Raw genomic sequence first — 16,014 nt, 5'->3', positions numbered from 1 at the left:
AGGCTGCCTGTTGTTTTTTAAGGCGAATCCACAAGTAAAGCGTGTTTCTTGACAAGTTAAACGTTGCTGCGGTTTGGCTGATATTTTTGCATTGTTCGTAAAAGTTTAAAGCTTTGTTTCTTAAGTCCGCAGAGTATGCCATGGTTAGACCTTAAAAGTTGAGTATTGTACTATTTTGTTTTTAATTGACTATACCATGGAAGCTGCATTTTCAGACGACCTTTCCATCGCTATTGCTTCACAGGTTTCAAAGTCGGCAAAACCGTATCCCAAATCGCAAGGACTTCGGCTTCGCTGCGCTTCGTCCCGTCTTTCCTTTCTGCGCCAAACTGCATCATGATGCGCGGATTACCGCCGTCGCGTTCCCAAAAGAACATATATTTGTTGCCGCCCCATTTCACCAATTTTTCCTCACCCGACATGCCGTTGATGGTGCGTTTGCCTTGGCGGATGGTGCGGGTTAAGGCTTTAACCATTGCACCTTTCCCCAGATTTACCTTACGTTGCAGCAGCGTCGGCTCGCCCGCTTTCAACACGTCGCCGTGCATGATTTCCAGACTCATATCGTGTTGCTTGGCAAATTCGACGGTGCTATGAACTTCAAACGGTTTTTTGCCGTCGTCCGCGATAAAACCGCCTATCAGGCAAATTCCGTGTCGGTTCGGTACTTCAAACTCCTGTCTTGTCTTCAAACCGTTGATGAAATCTTGACGGAATTTTTTCTCTATGCTGTTTATCGCTTCTTTTTCTTGGGCTTTCCAGTTGGCAGGGGCTTTACCGTTCTCGGCGGGGATGTAGAAATAGCTACGCACGATATAGGCATCATTATCAGCCAGTTTAAAATACAAATAGGCTTCGTAGGGCATGCCTTTTTCTTTTATTGTAATACTGTGCTCCCAATGAAAGTTGCTACGTATTACCTGCATCATCGCCTGTCCCGGAATCAGGGTACGGGTATCGACGACAATATCGGTTCCAAATTGTCCACTACGTTTAAACCTATCAATATTCTTAAAATTCCTATCCCAATCGTTAAACATAACCATCACGCTCCAGCCATTGTAATCAATGGATGTACTGCCGTGATGGCGTTGGGACGGCAGGCGCAATTGATAGCGGCCGCTGCAATAGGGCTGTGCGGTCCAGTAGGCGGTATCGATGGCGGATTTGGTGACGGTTGGTGAAGTTTCTGCCGATGGCGAAGCGGTGGGCGTGCAGGCTGTGGCGGCAACTATTAAAGACAGCGTGGTCAGACGGATGGACATGGATAAGCTCCGTGATGAATAGGGGTCGTCTGAAAGTATAGTTTATTCAGACGACCTTTGTCATAAAACGGGTTTGGCGGTATTTATTGGATATGGATGGAAATTTGGCGTGTTTTTGAGCGGACTTGAGGCTTGGAGATGATTTTTGCTGTGTGAAAGTCCGTTATAAGCCTGTCTTTATTTCAAACTATTCTTCTTCTCGATGGTCTCTTTCTGAGGTATTGTCTTTCACTACGGCTTTATTTTCAAAAATTGTTAATATCCGAAAAATTGATTATACTTATAAAGTATTAGTTCATCTGGTCTATTATTGTTGTCAGGTTCAATCTGATTCTGAATCTGCCAATATCCAATTTAAGACCGTTATGCGAAGAATGGCGGCGATGCGTCTTTTCGATTGCTATTTTTCTCGGTGGATTGGAATATAGTGGATTAACTTTAAATCAGGGCAAGGCGAGGCAACGCCGTACTGGTTTAAAGTTAATCCAATATAAAAATGCAAGGCAGGAACTTGGCGCTTTATCTCCATCCACTCAAAACAAAAGAGAGAATTTATGGACACAACCAAACCTACTCTCCATCCCGACCAACAGGCCAACCGCCGCTACCTGACCGTGTGGCGGTGGCATTTTTATTTCGGGCTATTGGTCGCGCCCTTTCTGACCCTGCTTGCCGTAACAGGTCTGGGCATGCTTCTATTCGCCAACATCACCGGTAAAGAGGGCGAGCGCATACACGTTACCCCGCAGGCCCAGGTGCAGCCTTTGTCGGCGCAGGCGGAAGCGGCGCGGCAGTCTGTGAACCCTGAAACCGCTTCGGTGGTGCAATATATCGCGCCGCGCGCCGACGATATGGTTGCCGTGTTCCGCGTGAACAACGACGACAAAGCGACCATGGTCGCCGTCGATCCTTACACGGCAAAAGTCGTCAGTTCCATGCCGCGCAATGAGGGCTGGTATCACACGATGGATGGAATCCACGGCGATATGATGTTCGGCACGGCGGGCGATTATCTGATAGAAACCGCCGCGTCGCTGACCATCCTGATGATGATTACGGGGATTTATTTGTGGTGGGCGAAACAGCGCAGCCTGAAATCCATGCTTGTGCCGCAAACGGGCAAAGGACGCTCGTGGTGGCGCAGCATGCACGGCGCATTCGGCACTTGGGTTTCTTTGATTTTATTGCTGTTCTGCCTGTCTGGTGTTGCTTGGGCGGGCATTTGGGGCGGTAAGTTCGTTCAGTCTTGGAGCCAGTTCCCCGCCGGCAAATGGGGGGTCGAACCGAACCCCGTATCCGTCGTGCCGACCCACGGCGATGTGTTGAACGACGGCAAAACCAAAGAAGTACCGTGGATTCTGGAACTCACGCCCATGCCTGTTTCCGGTACGACGAAGGGCGAAAACGGCATCAATCCGAGCGAACCGATGACCTTGGAAACGGTTGACCGCTTCGCCCGCGAAATCGGTTTCAAAGGCCGCTACCAGCTCAACCTGTCCAAAGGCGAAACGGGCGTGTGGACGCTGTCGCAGGATTCGATGAGCTACGACATGGTCAGCCCGACCGCCGACCGCACGGTGCACATCGACCAATACAGCGGCAAAATCCTGGCCGACATCCGTTTCGATGATTACAACTTCTTCGGCAAATTCATGGCGGCCAGCATCGCGCTGCACATGGGGACGCTGGGCTGGTGGAGCGTGCTGGCGAACGTCTTGTTCTGCCTGGCGGTGATTTTCATCTGCGTCAGCGGCTGCGTGATGTGGTGGAAACGCCGCCCGTCCAAAGCGGGCGGACTGGTTCCTCCGGCGCAGAAAATCGAGCTGCCGGTATGGTGGGCAATGGCTGTGCCGCTTTTGATCGTAGCAGTGTTGTTCCCGACCGCCATCGCCGCCATCGCCGTGATTTGGATTTTGGATACGGCTTTGCTGTCGCGGATTCCGGCGCTGTCGCGGTGGTTCAAATAAACGCTTACGGCGTGTGGCAAACGATAAGCCGTCAGGCTTGATTTGCCAAAATTGAAAGGTCGTCTGAAAACCAAATTAGGTTTTCAGACGACCTTTTTTGACGATTAACTGCAAATATAGTGGATTAAATTTAAATCAGGACAAGGCGACGAAGCCGCAGACAGTACAGATAGTACGGCAAGGCAACGCCGTACTGGTTTAAAGTTAATCCACTATACTTGAATCGGTCAGAAGCTAAGGGGAGATAATCTGCACCGGTTCCTAAATTATTTTTTAGGTTGTATGAAATGCTCCGTTTCCTTCAAGATTTCAGGTTTCACAATTCCCTGTAAATCCTTAGTGGGGATAGTAAACTCAGGTCTGCCTAAAACATATGCCCCGATTTCGTAACTTTGATACAGGAAAGTCAAGCCGTTTTTATCGAAACGCCAGTTTTCCGTAGCGGAAAATTTGTCACTATTGTATCCACTAATGTAATCACGTGCTTCTTCTTCGGTGTCATCACTATTTTCCTTCAGGTATTTGACATAGGCTTCTTTAATCAGATGCGTCAGCTTTGCTTTTTGTCCGGGCAACAGGATATCATCCAATTTAAGCGGCTTCGGATTGGCAATGCCGCGTTTCAACACCATCAGCGTGTGCACGCCGTTTCCGTGTGCGCCACAGGTATATTCCCAGTCTTCTTGTCCGAAAACGGCATAGTTGGGCGTATAGCCTTCTAGTTCTAACGTATCCACATAGTCCAACGCACAAGGAGAGCCATCATCTTTGCCGAGTTTCCTATTTTCCCGATTGGTCTCCTTTACGTCTTTGTCGCGTATTAAGGTCGTCTGAACCGATTTCTGCGTAGGCAGTTTGCCCCCCATTTGTTTTCTGACCCAGTCATCCAAATGTTTATCGCCGGTAATCGGATAGCCGACAGTAAGTTGATGGCAAAGGGGTTTGCCTTCACTGTTTTTGCCGGAACAGGATTTGGCTTCCAATATTTTGTCTTTAAACGATAAAGGCGCAGCCTGAGCAGTTGCAGAAAAAACGAGGGCCAGTGTTGCGGCAGCAAGCGTTTTGCGGAACATATCAACACCTATTAGGATTTTGATTTAATTAAAGGGAAGCCCAATGCTTCGCGGCTTTCGACGTATTTCTGCGCCACGGTGCGGCTGAGGGCGCGGATGCGGCCGATGTAGGTGGCGCGTTCGGTCACAGAAATGGCGCCGCGTGCGTCTAAGAGGTTGAAGGTGTGTCCGGCTTTGAGGACCAGCTCGTAGGCGGGCAGGGAGAGGCTGGCGTTTTCTTCGGCGAGCAGGCGTTTGGCTTGCGCTTCGTAGTCGTTGAATTGGCGCAGCAGCCAGTCGGCATCGCTGTATTCGAAGTTGTAGGTGGATTGTTCGACTTCGTTTTGGTGGTACACGTCGCCGTAGGTGACGGTGTTGCCGTCGAGCGTTTTTGCCCAAACGAGGTCATAGACGTTTTCTACGCCTTGCAGGTACATCGCCAAGCGTTCGATGCCGTAGGTGATTTCGCCGAGTACAGGCGTGCAGTCGATACCGCCGACTTGTTGGAAGTAGGTGAACTGGGTCACTTCCATGCCGTTGAGCCAGACTTCCCAGCCCAAGCCCCATGCACCGAGGGTGGGGTTTTCCCAGTCGTCTTCAACGAAACGGATGTCGTGGACTTTGGGGTCGATGCCCAATTCGCGCAGGGAATCGAGATAGAGGTCTTGGATATTGGCGGGCGCGGGTTTGAGGGCGACTTGGAATTGGTAATAGTGTTGTAGGCGGTTGGGATTGTCGCCGTAGCGGCCGTCTTTGGGGCGGCGGCTGGGTTGGACGTAGGCGGCAAACCAAGGCTCGGGACCGAGCGCGCGCAGGCAGGTGGCGGGGTGGGAAGTACCGGCGCCGACTTCCATGTCGAAAGGTTGGATGACGGTGCAGCCTTTGTCTGCCCAGAATGTTTGCAGTTTGAAGATGATTTGTTGGAAGGTGAGCATGGCTTATGTTTCGGATTGGGATAAAAGGGGGATTTTACTGTTTTGACGGTGTTTTGGGTAGGTGTACAGGCAGATGGAATGGTGGGGCGGCGGTGTGATTTGACTGTCAATAAATGCGGAAACATGCCACAATGCCGTTATCCTGTTGTCTGTTTTAATCTGTTTTGATTCAATTTGAGGAGTCACCCATGACCCCGATTTTGGCTTTCGATATTGAAACCGTGCCTGATGTGAACGGCATCCGCCTGTTGTACGACCTGCCTGCCTCTTTGCCGGACGACGAGGTGGTCTTGTTTGCCCAGCAGAAACGCCGCGCCCAAAACGGCTCTGACTTTATGCAGCACCACTTACACCAAGTAGTCGCCATTTCCTGCTGTATGCGCTGGGGGCAGGACAAAATCCACGTCGGCACCATAGGCGAAATGCACGACAGCGAAGAGGAAATGATCGCCAAGTTTTTCGACCTTATCGAAAGCCATACGCCGCAATTGGTCAGTTGGAACGGCGGCGGCTTCGACCTTCCCGTCCTGCATTACCGCGCGCTGATACACGGCATTGCAGCGGCGCGTTATTGGGACATGGGCGAGGGCGATTTCGGCGACAGCCGTGATTTCAAGTGGAACAACTACATCAGCCGCTACCACAACCGCCATTGCGACCTGATGGATCTGCTCGCCCTGTACCAGCCGCGTGCCAATGTGCCGCTGGACGATATGGCGAAACTTTGCGGCTTCCCCGGCAAACTGGGCATGGATGGCAGCAAAGTTTGGGAGGCGTTCCACGCAGGTCGTCTGAAAGACATCCGCGATTATTGCGAAACCGATGCGGCAAACACTTATTTAATGTTCCTACGCTTCCGCCTGATGAGCGGCGCTTTGGATGCGGACGAGTATGAAGTGGAAGTCAAACGGCTGAAGCATTACCTGACCGGACAGGCTCAGGACAAGCAGCATTGGAATGAGTTTGTCGCCGCGTGGCGTTAATAACGCGGTGATTTCCTAAAGCCCTGACGATGGGCGGAAAGCCGCTAATTTATAGTGGATTAACTTTAAACCATTACGCCGTTGCCTCGCCTTAGCTCAAAGAGAACGATTCTCTAAGGTGCTGAAGCACCAAGTGAATCGGTTCCGTACTATCTGTACTGTCTGCGGCTTCGTCGCTTTGTCCTGATTTAAAGTTAATCCACTATACAATAGCGGTGTATCGGGCTGGATTGTTTTCCTGATACTGAAAAGCAGTTGGCATTTAGTTTGGTAAAGCGGTTGTTGGGAAAAAAGGGAGCGCGGGTGGTTTGATTGTAAGGATGTGAACGATATTGGATGAAAAAGGTCGTCTGAAATTTGTCGGCTCCTATATTGTTAGGGAGCTGAATTTCAGACGACCTTTGCATTCGGAAAATTCCTTTGTTTTTAGAACAACACTCCTGTCGGCTCGCTGCCTTCGGGGATGTCATATTTCGGATAGCTCGGCGTGCTGGCGGGGGCGTTGTACAGTTTTGCCGGATTTGCTTCAGGACGAACGCTTTGGTTTGGTGCGGAAGCGGGTGTATCGTCAGCTTCGACTTCGATTTCAGTACCTTTAGGCAGAACCACATCTTTGACCGGAGCAGGCTTAGGCGCAATTTTAGGTTTGCTGAAAGCGCTGGAGCCGCTCGTCCAGGCGAGTGATTTCAACGGGGTTTTGAGTTTGACGCCTTTGGCACAGGTCAGACAGTTAGCGGCACCGGTGCGGTTTTTTAAAATAGCGTCTACTTTAGCCGGATTAATGGTTTTACCGTGTGCTTTTGCCCAAGCGGCAATACTTTTCTTCAAGACGGCAGTATCCAGATTTTTTTTGCCGTATGGGTCTTGGTATGCAGCCAGCCAAAGGTTTTGGTTGGCATCTTCGTTGAGGCTGGCCATTTGGTAGATGACGGAGGCGGGAGCGCCGGAGGCGATTGTTTTAGCAAATTCCAGTGCATCCGGAGACTTCATGCGAACGCAGCCGTGACTGCGGACGCCCGGTACGCTGGCAGGGGCATTAGTGCCATGAATGCCTAAACCGAGTTTGGGATCACCGAGACGGACAAAAACAGGACCGAGCGGATTGTTAGGGCCTGCTGGTACGCTTTTGACGCCGTCGCCACGTTCTTTTTGGATGGATTTAGGGATGTGCCAAGTCGGATTGAAGGCTTTTGCACCGATTTTGTGTTCGCCCAATGTGGTTTGGGTCATGGCCTTGCCGACGGCGACAGGATAGATTTTGGTCAGTTTGCCGTCTGTATATAAGAATAAGCGTTGTTGCGGAATATTGATGACGACGTGCTGACCTTCGGAAACGGGAGAGACGTCCGGGATGGGTGTGTTGGCTGAGGCGGCGGTAACGAAGAAGGCAGCGGTCAGGCCGAAAATGGTTTTTTTCATGTGTCGTAATACTTGTAATAAATGAAAAGAAGATTTTGGGAAATCATACCTGAATCTGTATTTTTTTGTGCGAAAATATGCCCTTTCGGTTGCTTGCCGGTTTGAGTGGCAGGCATGGATTGGGGTCGTCTGAAAAGATAAACCGGGTGTCGAGTGGATAAGTGATGGCTGATACGAAATGTTTTGACGGCGTGGCTGATGTTTTTTCTTTGGATTATGAGGGGCGCGGCGTTGCCAGAGTACATGGCAAAACTGTCTTTATTAAAGGTGCGCTGCCTACTGAGAAAGTGTCGTTTCGGGTGCTGAGGGAGAAGAAACAGTTCAGCGAAGCAGAGACAGTAGAAGTATTAAAAGAGTCGGTTGAACGAGTCCGACCTGCGTGTGGTTATTATGAGACATGTGGCGGTTGCTCGTTGCAACATGTGTCTCCAACCGCTCAAGTTGCATTGAAGCAACGTATTTTGGAAGAACAGCTCGAGCGTATCGGCAGAGTCAGACCGGAACAGATTCTTCCGCCTATTTATGGTTCGGCTTGGCATTATCGGGATAGGGCACGGTTGAGTGTCTCAGTCGATAAGAAGGGTCGTCTGAAAATGGGTTTTCAGGCGAAAAAAACGAATGAAGTGGTCGATATTGAAACATGTCAGGTGTTGCCTAAGCATATTTCAGATGTTTTACCTATGGTGAAATTGTTGTTGCAAACACTGACTGATGGCGGGGCGGCAGTCCGATTTGTAGAGTTTTTTAATAGCCGTGCATTGGTTGTTTTGAACATTTGTTTCATAAAAAAACCGTCTGGCTACTCTTTGAAGCAAATTGAGACATGGTTTGATAAGATATCAGGTGGGGTAAAGCAAGTTTGGCAGGTTTGGTTTCAATATGGGCGCGAGCCGTCAACTGCACTGTACCCTAAAGATTTGCCCGAATTGAAATACGGTTTGCCTGAATTTTCGATAGAGATGCCTTATCAGCCGGGTGATTTTACGCAGATTAATGCGGACTTGAATGCTGTAATGATCAGCAGGGCTTTGCGCCTGTTGGATATACAGCCTAATGACAGGGTGGCAGATTTGTTTTGCGGGTTGGGTAATTTCAGCCTTCCTATGGCAAAGAGCGGTGCGTCAGTAACGGGTATTGAGGGATTGGATTCCCTTGTTTTGCGTGCCAGGCAAAACGCTCTTCGAAACAGTTGTGTAAAATATGCGTCGTTTGAGGTGGCAGATTTGTTTGAGACAGATGAGCAGACGGTAGTCTCATGGGGGGTATTCGACAAAATGTTGCTCGATCCGCCCAGGAGTGGTGCTTATGCTGTTGTCAAATCGCTACATACACCATACCTGCCGAAAAAAATCGTATATGTTTCATGTAATCCTTCAACCTTTGCACGTGACGCGGAAGTATTGGTAAATAAGGGTTACAACTTCAAATCTGCAGGCATTATGAATATGTTTGCACAAACTTCTCATGTCGAATCCATCGGCGTGTTTGAGTTGTAAATCCGATAGTGGGAGTGTCTGACAAATGGTTTTTAATGTAATTATTGGTTGAATCATGTTATCATAATTCAATTGGGGAATAGATGATTCGGCTGTTTCCATAAATGCCGGACATCAAAATATATGTAGTTTTATTTGCCGCACCACAGTATCGGGAGGTGTTCTTGAAAAATCCACTTTTAATCATATTGCTAGTGCTTTTGTTTATGGTGCTGCTGTTTATTTTTTATAAACAGAAGGGCACAGCTAAAACTAAAAAGACGACAAAAGCAGCTAAAGCATCATCCAAAAAAAACCATCACCCAAATCAAGAAAGTATTGAAGGGGGAAGTCCAGATTGGGTTGATCAGGTCAATCAATCCGTTTCCGATCCGGATCAACAAGATTGGGAATGGGGAGGCAGTGGTTCTGCCGGTTCAACTACGTCTGTATCTGCACAAGAAGTCGACCCACTGACGGAATATCAAGTATATAAGCAATTTGGTTATGAGAGTAAGGCTGCCGAATCTTTGGCGGGTTATTTGAATGGCCTAAACGATGGGGCTCCTGAAAAATTAGTACATGAGCTTGTCGGGCTGAGTCTGCGTGTTGGCAATATCGATATGCTGACAGACGCCTTGGAGCGTCATGGCTCTGTCTTGTCTGAAGAAAGTCTGGCTGAGTACGTTAAAGCCGGCTTGATGTCCGATCAGACGCATTTGCCGTTACGCGTATTGGCAGAAAACCGTTTGGGATGGAGCATGCAGGAAATCGAGCGCCAAATCGGAGAGCAACCTGATTTGGAAGAGGCTTCGACATCCGCTCCTGCGATGACTAATGACAATGCAGGCGCTAATCACGCCCCTGGCGTTTCCAAACGCGCTGCTATCGTATTGGGCAAGAAAGAGTTTACCGATATTACTCCGGAAGAAATGGGAGCCGTTATCGGATTTGTTAAACCTGAACAAAGTGCCAAAATCTTAAAAGATAAAGTAGGCTATGAAACTGCCGTTCAACAATATAACCGTGCCATTCAAAGCTCTTCTAAGCCGGCAAGCCTTATCATCGATGCATTAAAACTTGACTATCAGCATGAAGAAATCAGTCAGTTTGCTAAACACTTGTGGAAGTTGTACCACTCATTGGGTCAGTATGGCCGCCAAGTGAAAGAACGCATGCTGGGTTGGGGATATAGCCTTGGTTATCATGAAGTATTTGATGATTTGGAGAAAGGACCTAACGAAAATAAAATCAGAGAAATTGGTTTGGAAAGGGGTTATATCCGACCTACTTCTCTTCAAATGAAAGCTAAATATCGCGAACTGGTACAAAAAGATTCTTCTATCATTAGCGTCAACACCTCTCCTGCAGATGAAGCACTGAAAGAAGTTGAATCTTTACTGATGTACGGTCAGTTGGATTTGGCCATAGGTACTTTGGAACAAGCTGTTTTACAGTACCCGCAAGAATCTCAATTGTATGTGATGCTGTTCGATCTTTACGAAAGAGTAGAGGATTGGGCGCGTCTGGAACAATTCTTGCGCTTATTGCGTGAACGCGTTGTCAGCCTTCCGGAAGAAGTGGTATTGGCAATGAGCCGTTTGCTGCAACATGTAAATCAACATTCAAAAAAATAAAATAATTAGAGAGTACCATGATGGATAATCTGTTACCTAAAATCAAAACCATACGGATTATGCTGCGCGATATGAGCGAGCAGCAAGAAGCCGTTTTCCGTATGGCCTTTAAAATGCACAATACGACGAACTATCAGATTCTTGACTCAGATTCAGATGAAATACCAGATTTAGTATTGGTAGATACTGATACTGCTGAGGGCATTGAAACTTGGAAAACGCTTAAAATCAAATACCCTGATATTCCTATTGCGATGTTTTGTTCGCAAGAGCCATCTGTTACAACGCCGTATTTGGCTAAGCCGGTTAAATTCGATACCTTATTCCCGATTTTGAGAAGTTTGGCGCAGGGCGGGAATATTTTTGATGCTTCGGCTCAAAAGGCAGAAGTACAAGAAGGAGCGCAAAACGGTAACGAAAGTAGAAAGGCTACTATTCGTCGCTTTAATCCGAATAAAGGATTGCTTGGTGCCTTGAAGTTTGCCAGTCAAGGCCATCAGGATATTGCCGTTTTACATGAGGGTAAACCGGTATTAATCGTTTTCCCAAGTATTCAAAGGGTATTGCTGACAGTCAACGCCCATGAGTTAGAAGGGCTTTGTAAGAATGACAATTTATCTGTTGTATGCAAAGTCGTGCCGGATAATCCCCAGTGGAAAGAAAAAGCCAAAGTAACGATTATGTCTTGTTTGTGGCAGATGGCAATTTGGACTGCTCAGGGAAGATTGATTTATCCGATGACTCCTCAAACGATTTTCACTTTAAAGCGTTGGCCTAATTTGACCAGGCTTGCTCCGGTTCCAGAGTCTATGAGGTTATCTGCGTTTTTAACTAAAACATCAGTCAACTTAAATATCCTCTATAAAGTTATGCCTTTGGAAATGCCGGATATCTTGAATTATTTGGCGGCAACCTCTGTAACAGGCTTTTTGGCAACGGATAGCGAATATGCTCCGAATCAAGCTAATCAGCATGCCAATATTTCTGAACATATTAGTGTTAATAGCGATGTGCCTGATAGTCAGATGGTTAAGGATGCAGAAAAAGTGGCAGGTCCTTCGCAAGAGCAGCCACGCGGTTTGTTACAGCGCTTAATGCGTAAATTATTGGGAAAACGCTAAAAAGGACATGTAATGAAAGAAAATAAAATTATCTTTACCGGTCCGGTTGGAGTAGGTAAAACAACAGCAATTTCTGCGTTATCAGATGAGCCGCCTGTACAAACAGATGCATCTGCATCAGATATGACGCTGGTTCGTAAGGGGTATACCACCGTAGCAATGGATTATGGTGTGATCCATTTGGATGAAGAAGTCAAAGTTCATTTATATGGTACACCGGGGCAAGAACGTTTTAACTTTATGTGGGAAATTCTAAGCCAGGGTAGTATGGGATTGGTATTGCTTTTGGATAATACACGAACAAACCCATTGAAGGATTTGCAATTCTTCTTGGAAGCATTCCGAGAATTATTGAAAACAGCGCCATTAGTAGTAGGCGTTACCAAAATGGATATTCGTTCATTGCCAAGCGTTGATGTATATCAGAAATATTTAGCACAAAATAATTTTAATGTACCGGTTTTTGAGATTGATGCTCGTAGAGAAGATGATGTCAAACAATTGGTTAGCGCAATGTTGTTCTCAATTGATCCGGGTTTAGAGGTATAAAATGGAATCAACACTTTCTTTGCAATCAAATTTATATCCCAGAATTACACCTGCTGGTGCTTATTATGCAGTAACCAGCGATACACCAAGCGCAAGTAGAACATTGCTATATAGCTTATTGCGTGCAAACCCGTCAGAGGTCATTAGTAGCGAAAAAATTCTAGCTTGGGCTGATACTAGTGATATCAATACGGCTTTAAACTTGTTGTACCGTTTGCAACGTTTAGAGTTTTTATATGGTGATGAAAATATTAGTAACGAAGATATTCATTTAACAGATGAGCAGTTACCGGAATTGTTAGAGCAGTTGTCTAATTCAGGTAAAGCTTTGCTGGCTGATGAGAATGGCCTGTATTTTGCCAATGCTAATTTTCATCATGAAGCTGCTGAAGAGTTGGGCCTGTTGGCAAGCGAAGTGGCTAAGATGGAAGATGGTCATCGTCTGCTGATTCGTAACAATTTGCATATCAATAATAGTGCATGGGGGATTTGTGATCCTTCTGGTCAGAGCGAGTTAACATTTTTCCCATTGTATATTGGTGAAACTAAGCTGATTCTAGTTATAGGTGGTATGCCTGACTTAAATAAAGAGGCGTTTGTGACACTGGTTAAAGTGTTGTACCACAGATATGGTAGCCGCCAGCAAACTATATAACTAAAGTTATAATTTGAGAATGGAATAAATATGCAACAATTATTAATCTCTGTGTTGAGTGATTTAAATAATACTTCTCCCGATATTACAGCTTCAGCTGTAATATCGACTGATGGTTTGCCAATTGCTACAATGCTTCCATCACATTTGAATGCGGACAGAGTTGGTGCTATGTCTGCAACATTGTTGGCATTGGGCAACCGTTCAGTGCATGAGCTGGCATGTGGTGAGTTGGATCAAGTGATGGTCAAAGGTAAAACAGGTTATATTCTGTTGAGTCAAGCAGGTGATAATGCAGTATTGGCACTGATGGCGAAGGAAAGCGGTAAGCTGGGTTTGATCTTGCTGGATGCTAAACGTGCTGCTAAACATATTGCAGAAATTTTATAAAACCGCATATAAATCATATCATTAATGATAATAGGGGATTAATTCTTGACTTCTTGTTTTTTTTAAGATAGAATTCCCCCTTCTAATTCCCCGATAGCTCAGTCGGTAGAGCGACGGACTGTTAATCCGCAGGTCCCTGGTTCGAGCCCAGGTCGGGGAGCCAAATATCAAAAGCCTGAACATCGAAAATATGTTCAGGCTTTTTTATAAAGTAGGTTGTATTGATATTTTCTTTATTCAGTTGTTTCGTGGAATTGAATTGTTGTCATAAAAGCGCAAACCTATTGCATCTTACAAATAGTAGCAATGCATGGACGGATTTTCAGACGACCTTGGATTCGAATTTGAAGTGCAACTTTCCATAACAGAAAAAGGCCAGTATGCGGCAAGTGTTGCACTTCAAATCCGAATCCGCCGATTTCTTCAAACTATTCGCAGTTTGATACTTTTGCTCAAGATTCTCAGTTTAAAAATACTGAAAGCCAGTACCTGCAGACGGTAAATTTGCACTAAATCCCTATTTTTCAAAGGTCGTCTGAAACCATCCTTTCTTCATATGAAACCGTCTTTTTCGCATCAAACCATATATCAAACTGTAAAAATACAATAAAATCCCATATTAGACTGAAAATCACGGAGTAAACATGAAACTGAAAACCCTTACCCTTGCTGCTGCTCTGCTGGCCCTGACCGCCTGCGACAACAAAGTCCAAACCAGCGTCCCCGCCGACAGTGCGCCTGCGGCTTCAGCAGCCTCCGCTGCGCCTGTCGCTTTAGTTGAGGGGCTTAACTACACCACACTCAGCACGCCTATTCCCCAACAGCAGGCAGGTAAAGTCGAAGTCCTCGAATTTTTCGGCTACTTCTGTCCACACTGCGCCCACCTCGAACCCGTTTTGAGCAAACACGTCAAAACCTTCAAAGACGACACCTACCTTCGTACTGAACACGTTGTTTGGGGCGATGAGATGAAACCGTTGGCGCGCCTTGCTGCCGCCGTCGATATGGCGGTCGCAGACACCAAAGACATTGCAAACAGCCATATCTTTGATGCTATGGTTAATCAGAAAGTCAAACTGCAAGACCCTGAAACTCTCAAAAAATGGTTGAACGAGCAAACCGCTTTTGACGGCAAAAAAGTCCTCGCCGCCTACGAATCCCCCGAAAGCCAAACCCGCGCAGACAAAATGGCAGAGCTGACTAACACCTACAAAATTGACGGCACGCCCACCGTCATTGTTGGCGGCAAATACAAAGTCGAATTTGCCGACTGGGAATCCGGTATGAAAACCATAGACCTGCTTGCAGACAGAGTACGCGAAGAACAAAAAACTGCCAAATAATCCCAAAAAAGCAAACAGCCGTCCGAAACCGCGATTTCAGGACGGCTGTTTTCACAAAACATCAGGCAAAAAACCAAGCGGGACAGAGAAACGGGCGCACATCCCCCATATCCCTTATAATATCCCCCATTCCCATTTTTTCAGACGACCTCCGACACAAAAGGTCGTCTGAAACCCAAAATACAAGAGAACACCATGAAATTCATCGACGAAGCAAAAATCGAAGTCGCCGCAGGCAAAGGCGGTAATGGCGCAACCAGTTTCCGCCGCGAAAAATTCGTACCGCGTGGCGGTCCCGACGGTGGCGACGGCGGCAAAGGCGGCAGCGTGTGGGCAGAAGCTGACGAAAACACCAACACCCTCGTCGAATACCGCTTCGTCAAACGCTACCAAGCCAAAAACGGCGAAAAAGGTCACGGCTCCGACCGCTACGGCGCAGGGGCGGACGACATCGTCCTCAAAATGCCTGTTGGCACCCTCATCCGCGACCTCGACACCGACGAAATCGTCGCCGATCTCACCCACCACGGCCAGCGCGTCTGTCTCGCCAAAGGCGGCAAAGGCGGCTTGGGTAACATCCACTTCAAATCGTCCGTCAACCGCGCGCCCAAACAATCCACGCCCGGCGAAGAAGGCGAAACCCGTTCCCTGCAACTCGAACTCAAAGTCCTCGCCGATGTCGGCTTATTAGGCATGCCCAACGCCGGCAAATCCACCCTGATTACCGCCGTCTCCGCCGCACGCCCCAAAATCGCCAACTACCCCTTCACCACCCTGCATCCAAACTTGGGCGTCGTGCGCATCGACGAAAACCACAGCTTCGTCATGGCAGACATCCCCGGCCTGATTGAAGGCGCGGCAGAAGGCGCAGGCTTGGGACACCGCTTCCTCAAACACTTATCACGTACCGGCCTGCTGCTGCACGTCGTCGATTTAGCGCCCTTCGACGAAACCGTCAACCCCGCCGAGGAAGCCCTTGCCATCATCAACGAATTGCGCAAATACGACGAAGAACTCTACGGCAAACCGCGCTGGCTGGTGCTGAACAAACTCGACATGCTCGATGAAGAAGAAGCCCAAGAACGTACTGCGGCTTTCCTAGAAGCCATCGGCTGGGACTACCCCAAACCCGACGACCGTTTCCAATTTGACATGGAAACCCCGCGCCTCTTCCAAATCAGCGCGCTGACCCACCAAGGCACGCAGGAATTGGTACACCAAAT

15 protein-coding genes and 1 tRNA gene are annotated in these 16,014 nt (G+C 47.6%); 11 read left to right on the top strand and 5 right to left on the bottom strand.

Annotated elements, in window-relative coordinates:
* Both HMPREF1028_RS14170 and HMPREF1028_RS12420 read right to left on the bottom strand, forming a co-directional pair.
* The coding region (locus tag HMPREF1028_RS14170; RefSeq protein ID WP_009313130.1) for an IS630 transposase-related protein at positions 1-142 on the bottom strand (142 nt) is incomplete at its 3' end.
* Between the two features lie 88 nt (positions 143-230).
* Entirely contained in the window at positions 231-1,265 is a 1,035-nt protein-coding gene (locus HMPREF1028_RS12420; protein ID WP_009313129.1) for a T6SS immunity protein Tli4 family protein, read from the bottom strand.
* A gap of 554 nt (positions 1,266-1,819) precedes the next feature.
* On the opposite strand from HMPREF1028_RS12420, the gene HMPREF1028_RS12415 reads away from it, so the two are divergent.
* A complete protein-coding gene (locus HMPREF1028_RS12415; protein ID WP_009313128.1) occupies positions 1,820-3,232 on the top strand; it encodes a PepSY domain-containing protein in 1,413 nt (470 codons plus the stop codon).
* Positions 3,233-3,498: 266 nt separating this feature from the next.
* On the opposite strand, the gene HMPREF1028_RS12410 is transcribed toward HMPREF1028_RS12415, so the two are convergent.
* Positions 3,499-4,305 carry an RsiV family protein gene (locus HMPREF1028_RS12410; RefSeq protein WP_009313127.1) on the bottom strand — a complete coding sequence of 269 codons (807 nt, stop codon included), beginning with the start codon at positions 4,303-4,305 and terminating at the stop codon, positions 3,499-3,501.
* Positions 4,306-4,316: 11 nt separating this feature from the next.
* A complete protein-coding gene (gene glyQ, locus HMPREF1028_RS12405) occupies positions 4,317-5,219 on the bottom strand; it encodes a glycine--tRNA ligase subunit alpha (RefSeq protein ID WP_003766631.1) in 903 nt (300 codons plus the stop codon).
* Between the two features lie 188 nt (positions 5,220-5,407).
* On the opposite strand from glyQ, the gene HMPREF1028_RS12400 reads away from it, so the two are divergent.
* Positions 5,408-6,202, top strand: a complete 795-nt coding sequence (locus HMPREF1028_RS12400; RefSeq protein WP_003744040.1) for a 3'-5' exonuclease — start codon at positions 5,408-5,410, stop codon at positions 6,200-6,202.
* Positions 6,203-6,628: 426 nt separating this feature from the next.
* Here HMPREF1028_RS12400 and HMPREF1028_RS12395 read toward each other — a convergent pair whose 3' ends face one another.
* A complete protein-coding gene (locus HMPREF1028_RS12395) occupies positions 6,629-7,621 on the bottom strand; it encodes a L,D-transpeptidase (RefSeq protein WP_009313125.1) in 993 nt (330 codons plus the stop codon).
* Positions 7,622-7,785: 164 nt separating this feature from the next.
* Here HMPREF1028_RS12395 and rlmD point away from each other — a divergent pair, with 164 nt between their 5' ends.
* The 9 genes from rlmD to obgE all read left to right on the top strand — a co-directional run.
* Complete coding sequence (gene rlmD / locus HMPREF1028_RS12390) at positions 7,786-9,117, top strand: 23S rRNA (uracil(1939)-C(5))-methyltransferase RlmD (RefSeq protein WP_009313124.1); 1,332 nt, start codon at positions 7,786-7,788, stop codon at positions 9,115-9,117.
* A gap of 104 nt (positions 9,118-9,221) precedes the next feature.
* Entirely contained in the window at positions 9,222-10,733 is a 1,512-nt protein-coding gene (locus HMPREF1028_RS12385) for a hypothetical protein (protein ID WP_009313123.1), read from the top strand.
* Positions 10,734-10,753: 20 nt separating this feature from the next.
* Positions 10,754-11,854: an alpha-glucan phosphorylase gene (locus tag HMPREF1028_RS12380; RefSeq protein WP_036529798.1), complete on the top strand. Its 1,101-nt coding sequence runs from the start codon at positions 10,754-10,756 to the stop codon at positions 11,852-11,854.
* Between the two features lie 12 nt (positions 11,855-11,866).
* Positions 11,867-12,403 (top strand): ATP/GTP-binding protein, encoded by a 537-nt coding sequence (locus HMPREF1028_RS12375; RefSeq protein ID WP_003760398.1) that lies wholly within the window; start codon positions 11,867-11,869, stop codon positions 12,401-12,403.
* 1 nt (position 12,404) lies between these two features.
* Positions 12,405-13,058, top strand: a complete 654-nt coding sequence (locus HMPREF1028_RS12370) for a hypothetical protein (RefSeq protein ID WP_009313121.1) — start codon at positions 12,405-12,407, stop codon at positions 13,056-13,058.
* Positions 13,059-13,088: 30 nt separating this feature from the next.
* Positions 13,089-13,448, top strand: a complete 360-nt coding sequence (locus HMPREF1028_RS12365; protein ID WP_003760395.1) for a roadblock/LC7 domain-containing protein — start codon at positions 13,089-13,091, stop codon at positions 13,446-13,448.
* An 87-nt stretch (positions 13,449-13,535) separates the two neighbouring features.
* Positions 13,536-13,611: transfer RNA gene (locus tag HMPREF1028_RS12360), tRNA-Asn, on the top strand.
* 481 nt (positions 13,612-14,092) lie between these two features.
* The gene (locus tag HMPREF1028_RS12355; RefSeq protein ID WP_003760389.1) at positions 14,093-14,791 is read left to right on the top strand and encodes a thiol:disulfide interchange protein DsbA/DsbL; all 699 of its coding nucleotides are present in this window, start codon (positions 14,093-14,095) and stop codon (positions 14,789-14,791) included.
* 195 nt (positions 14,792-14,986) lie between these two features.
* The coding region (obgE, locus tag HMPREF1028_RS12350) for a GTPase ObgE (RefSeq protein ID WP_009313119.1) at positions 14,987-16,014 on the top strand (1,028 nt) is incomplete at its 3' end.

Origin of the sequence: Neisseria sp. GT4A_CT1, assembly GCF_000227275.1 — a bacterium.
In the GTDB taxonomy this organism is placed as follows: domain Bacteria; phylum Pseudomonadota; class Gammaproteobacteria; order Burkholderiales; family Neisseriaceae; genus Neisseria.
The sequence above is the reverse complement of the archived record's forward strand: the minus strand, read 5'-3'. Positions and strand labels throughout refer to the sequence as shown.

Coding starts and splice junctions, on each gene's coding strand:
- HMPREF1028_RS12420 (WP_009313129.1), bottom strand. CDS start 1,265: ATGTCCATCCGTCTGACCACGCTGTCTTTAATAGTTGCCGCCACAGCC.
- HMPREF1028_RS12415 (WP_009313128.1), top strand. CDS start 1,820: ATGGACACAACCAAACCTACTCTCCATCCCGACCAACAGGCCAACCGC.
- HMPREF1028_RS12410 (WP_009313127.1), bottom strand. CDS start 4,305: ATGTTCCGCAAAACGCTTGCTGCCGCAACACTGGCCCTCGTTTTTTCT.
- glyQ (WP_003766631.1), bottom strand. CDS start 5,219: ATGCTCACCTTCCAACAAATCATCTTCAAACTGCAAACATTCTGGGCA.
- HMPREF1028_RS12400 (WP_003744040.1), top strand. CDS start 5,408: ATGACCCCGATTTTGGCTTTCGATATTGAAACCGTGCCTGATGTGAAC.
- HMPREF1028_RS12395 (WP_009313125.1), bottom strand. CDS start 7,621: ATGAAAAAAACCATTTTCGGCCTGACCGCTGCCTTCTTCGTTACCGCC.
- rlmD (WP_009313124.1), top strand. CDS start 7,786: ATGGCTGATACGAAATGTTTTGACGGCGTGGCTGATGTTTTTTCTTTG.
- HMPREF1028_RS12385 (WP_009313123.1), top strand. CDS start 9,222: ATGCCGGACATCAAAATATATGTAGTTTTATTTGCCGCACCACAGTAT.
- HMPREF1028_RS12380 (WP_036529798.1), top strand. CDS start 10,754: ATGGATAATCTGTTACCTAAAATCAAAACCATACGGATTATGCTGCGC.
- HMPREF1028_RS12375 (WP_003760398.1), top strand. CDS start 11,867: ATGAAAGAAAATAAAATTATCTTTACCGGTCCGGTTGGAGTAGGTAAA.
- HMPREF1028_RS12370 (WP_009313121.1), top strand. CDS start 12,405: ATGGAATCAACACTTTCTTTGCAATCAAATTTATATCCCAGAATTACA.
- HMPREF1028_RS12365 (WP_003760395.1), top strand. CDS start 13,089: ATGCAACAATTATTAATCTCTGTGTTGAGTGATTTAAATAATACTTCT.
- HMPREF1028_RS12355 (WP_003760389.1), top strand. CDS start 14,093: ATGAAACTGAAAACCCTTACCCTTGCTGCTGCTCTGCTGGCCCTGACC.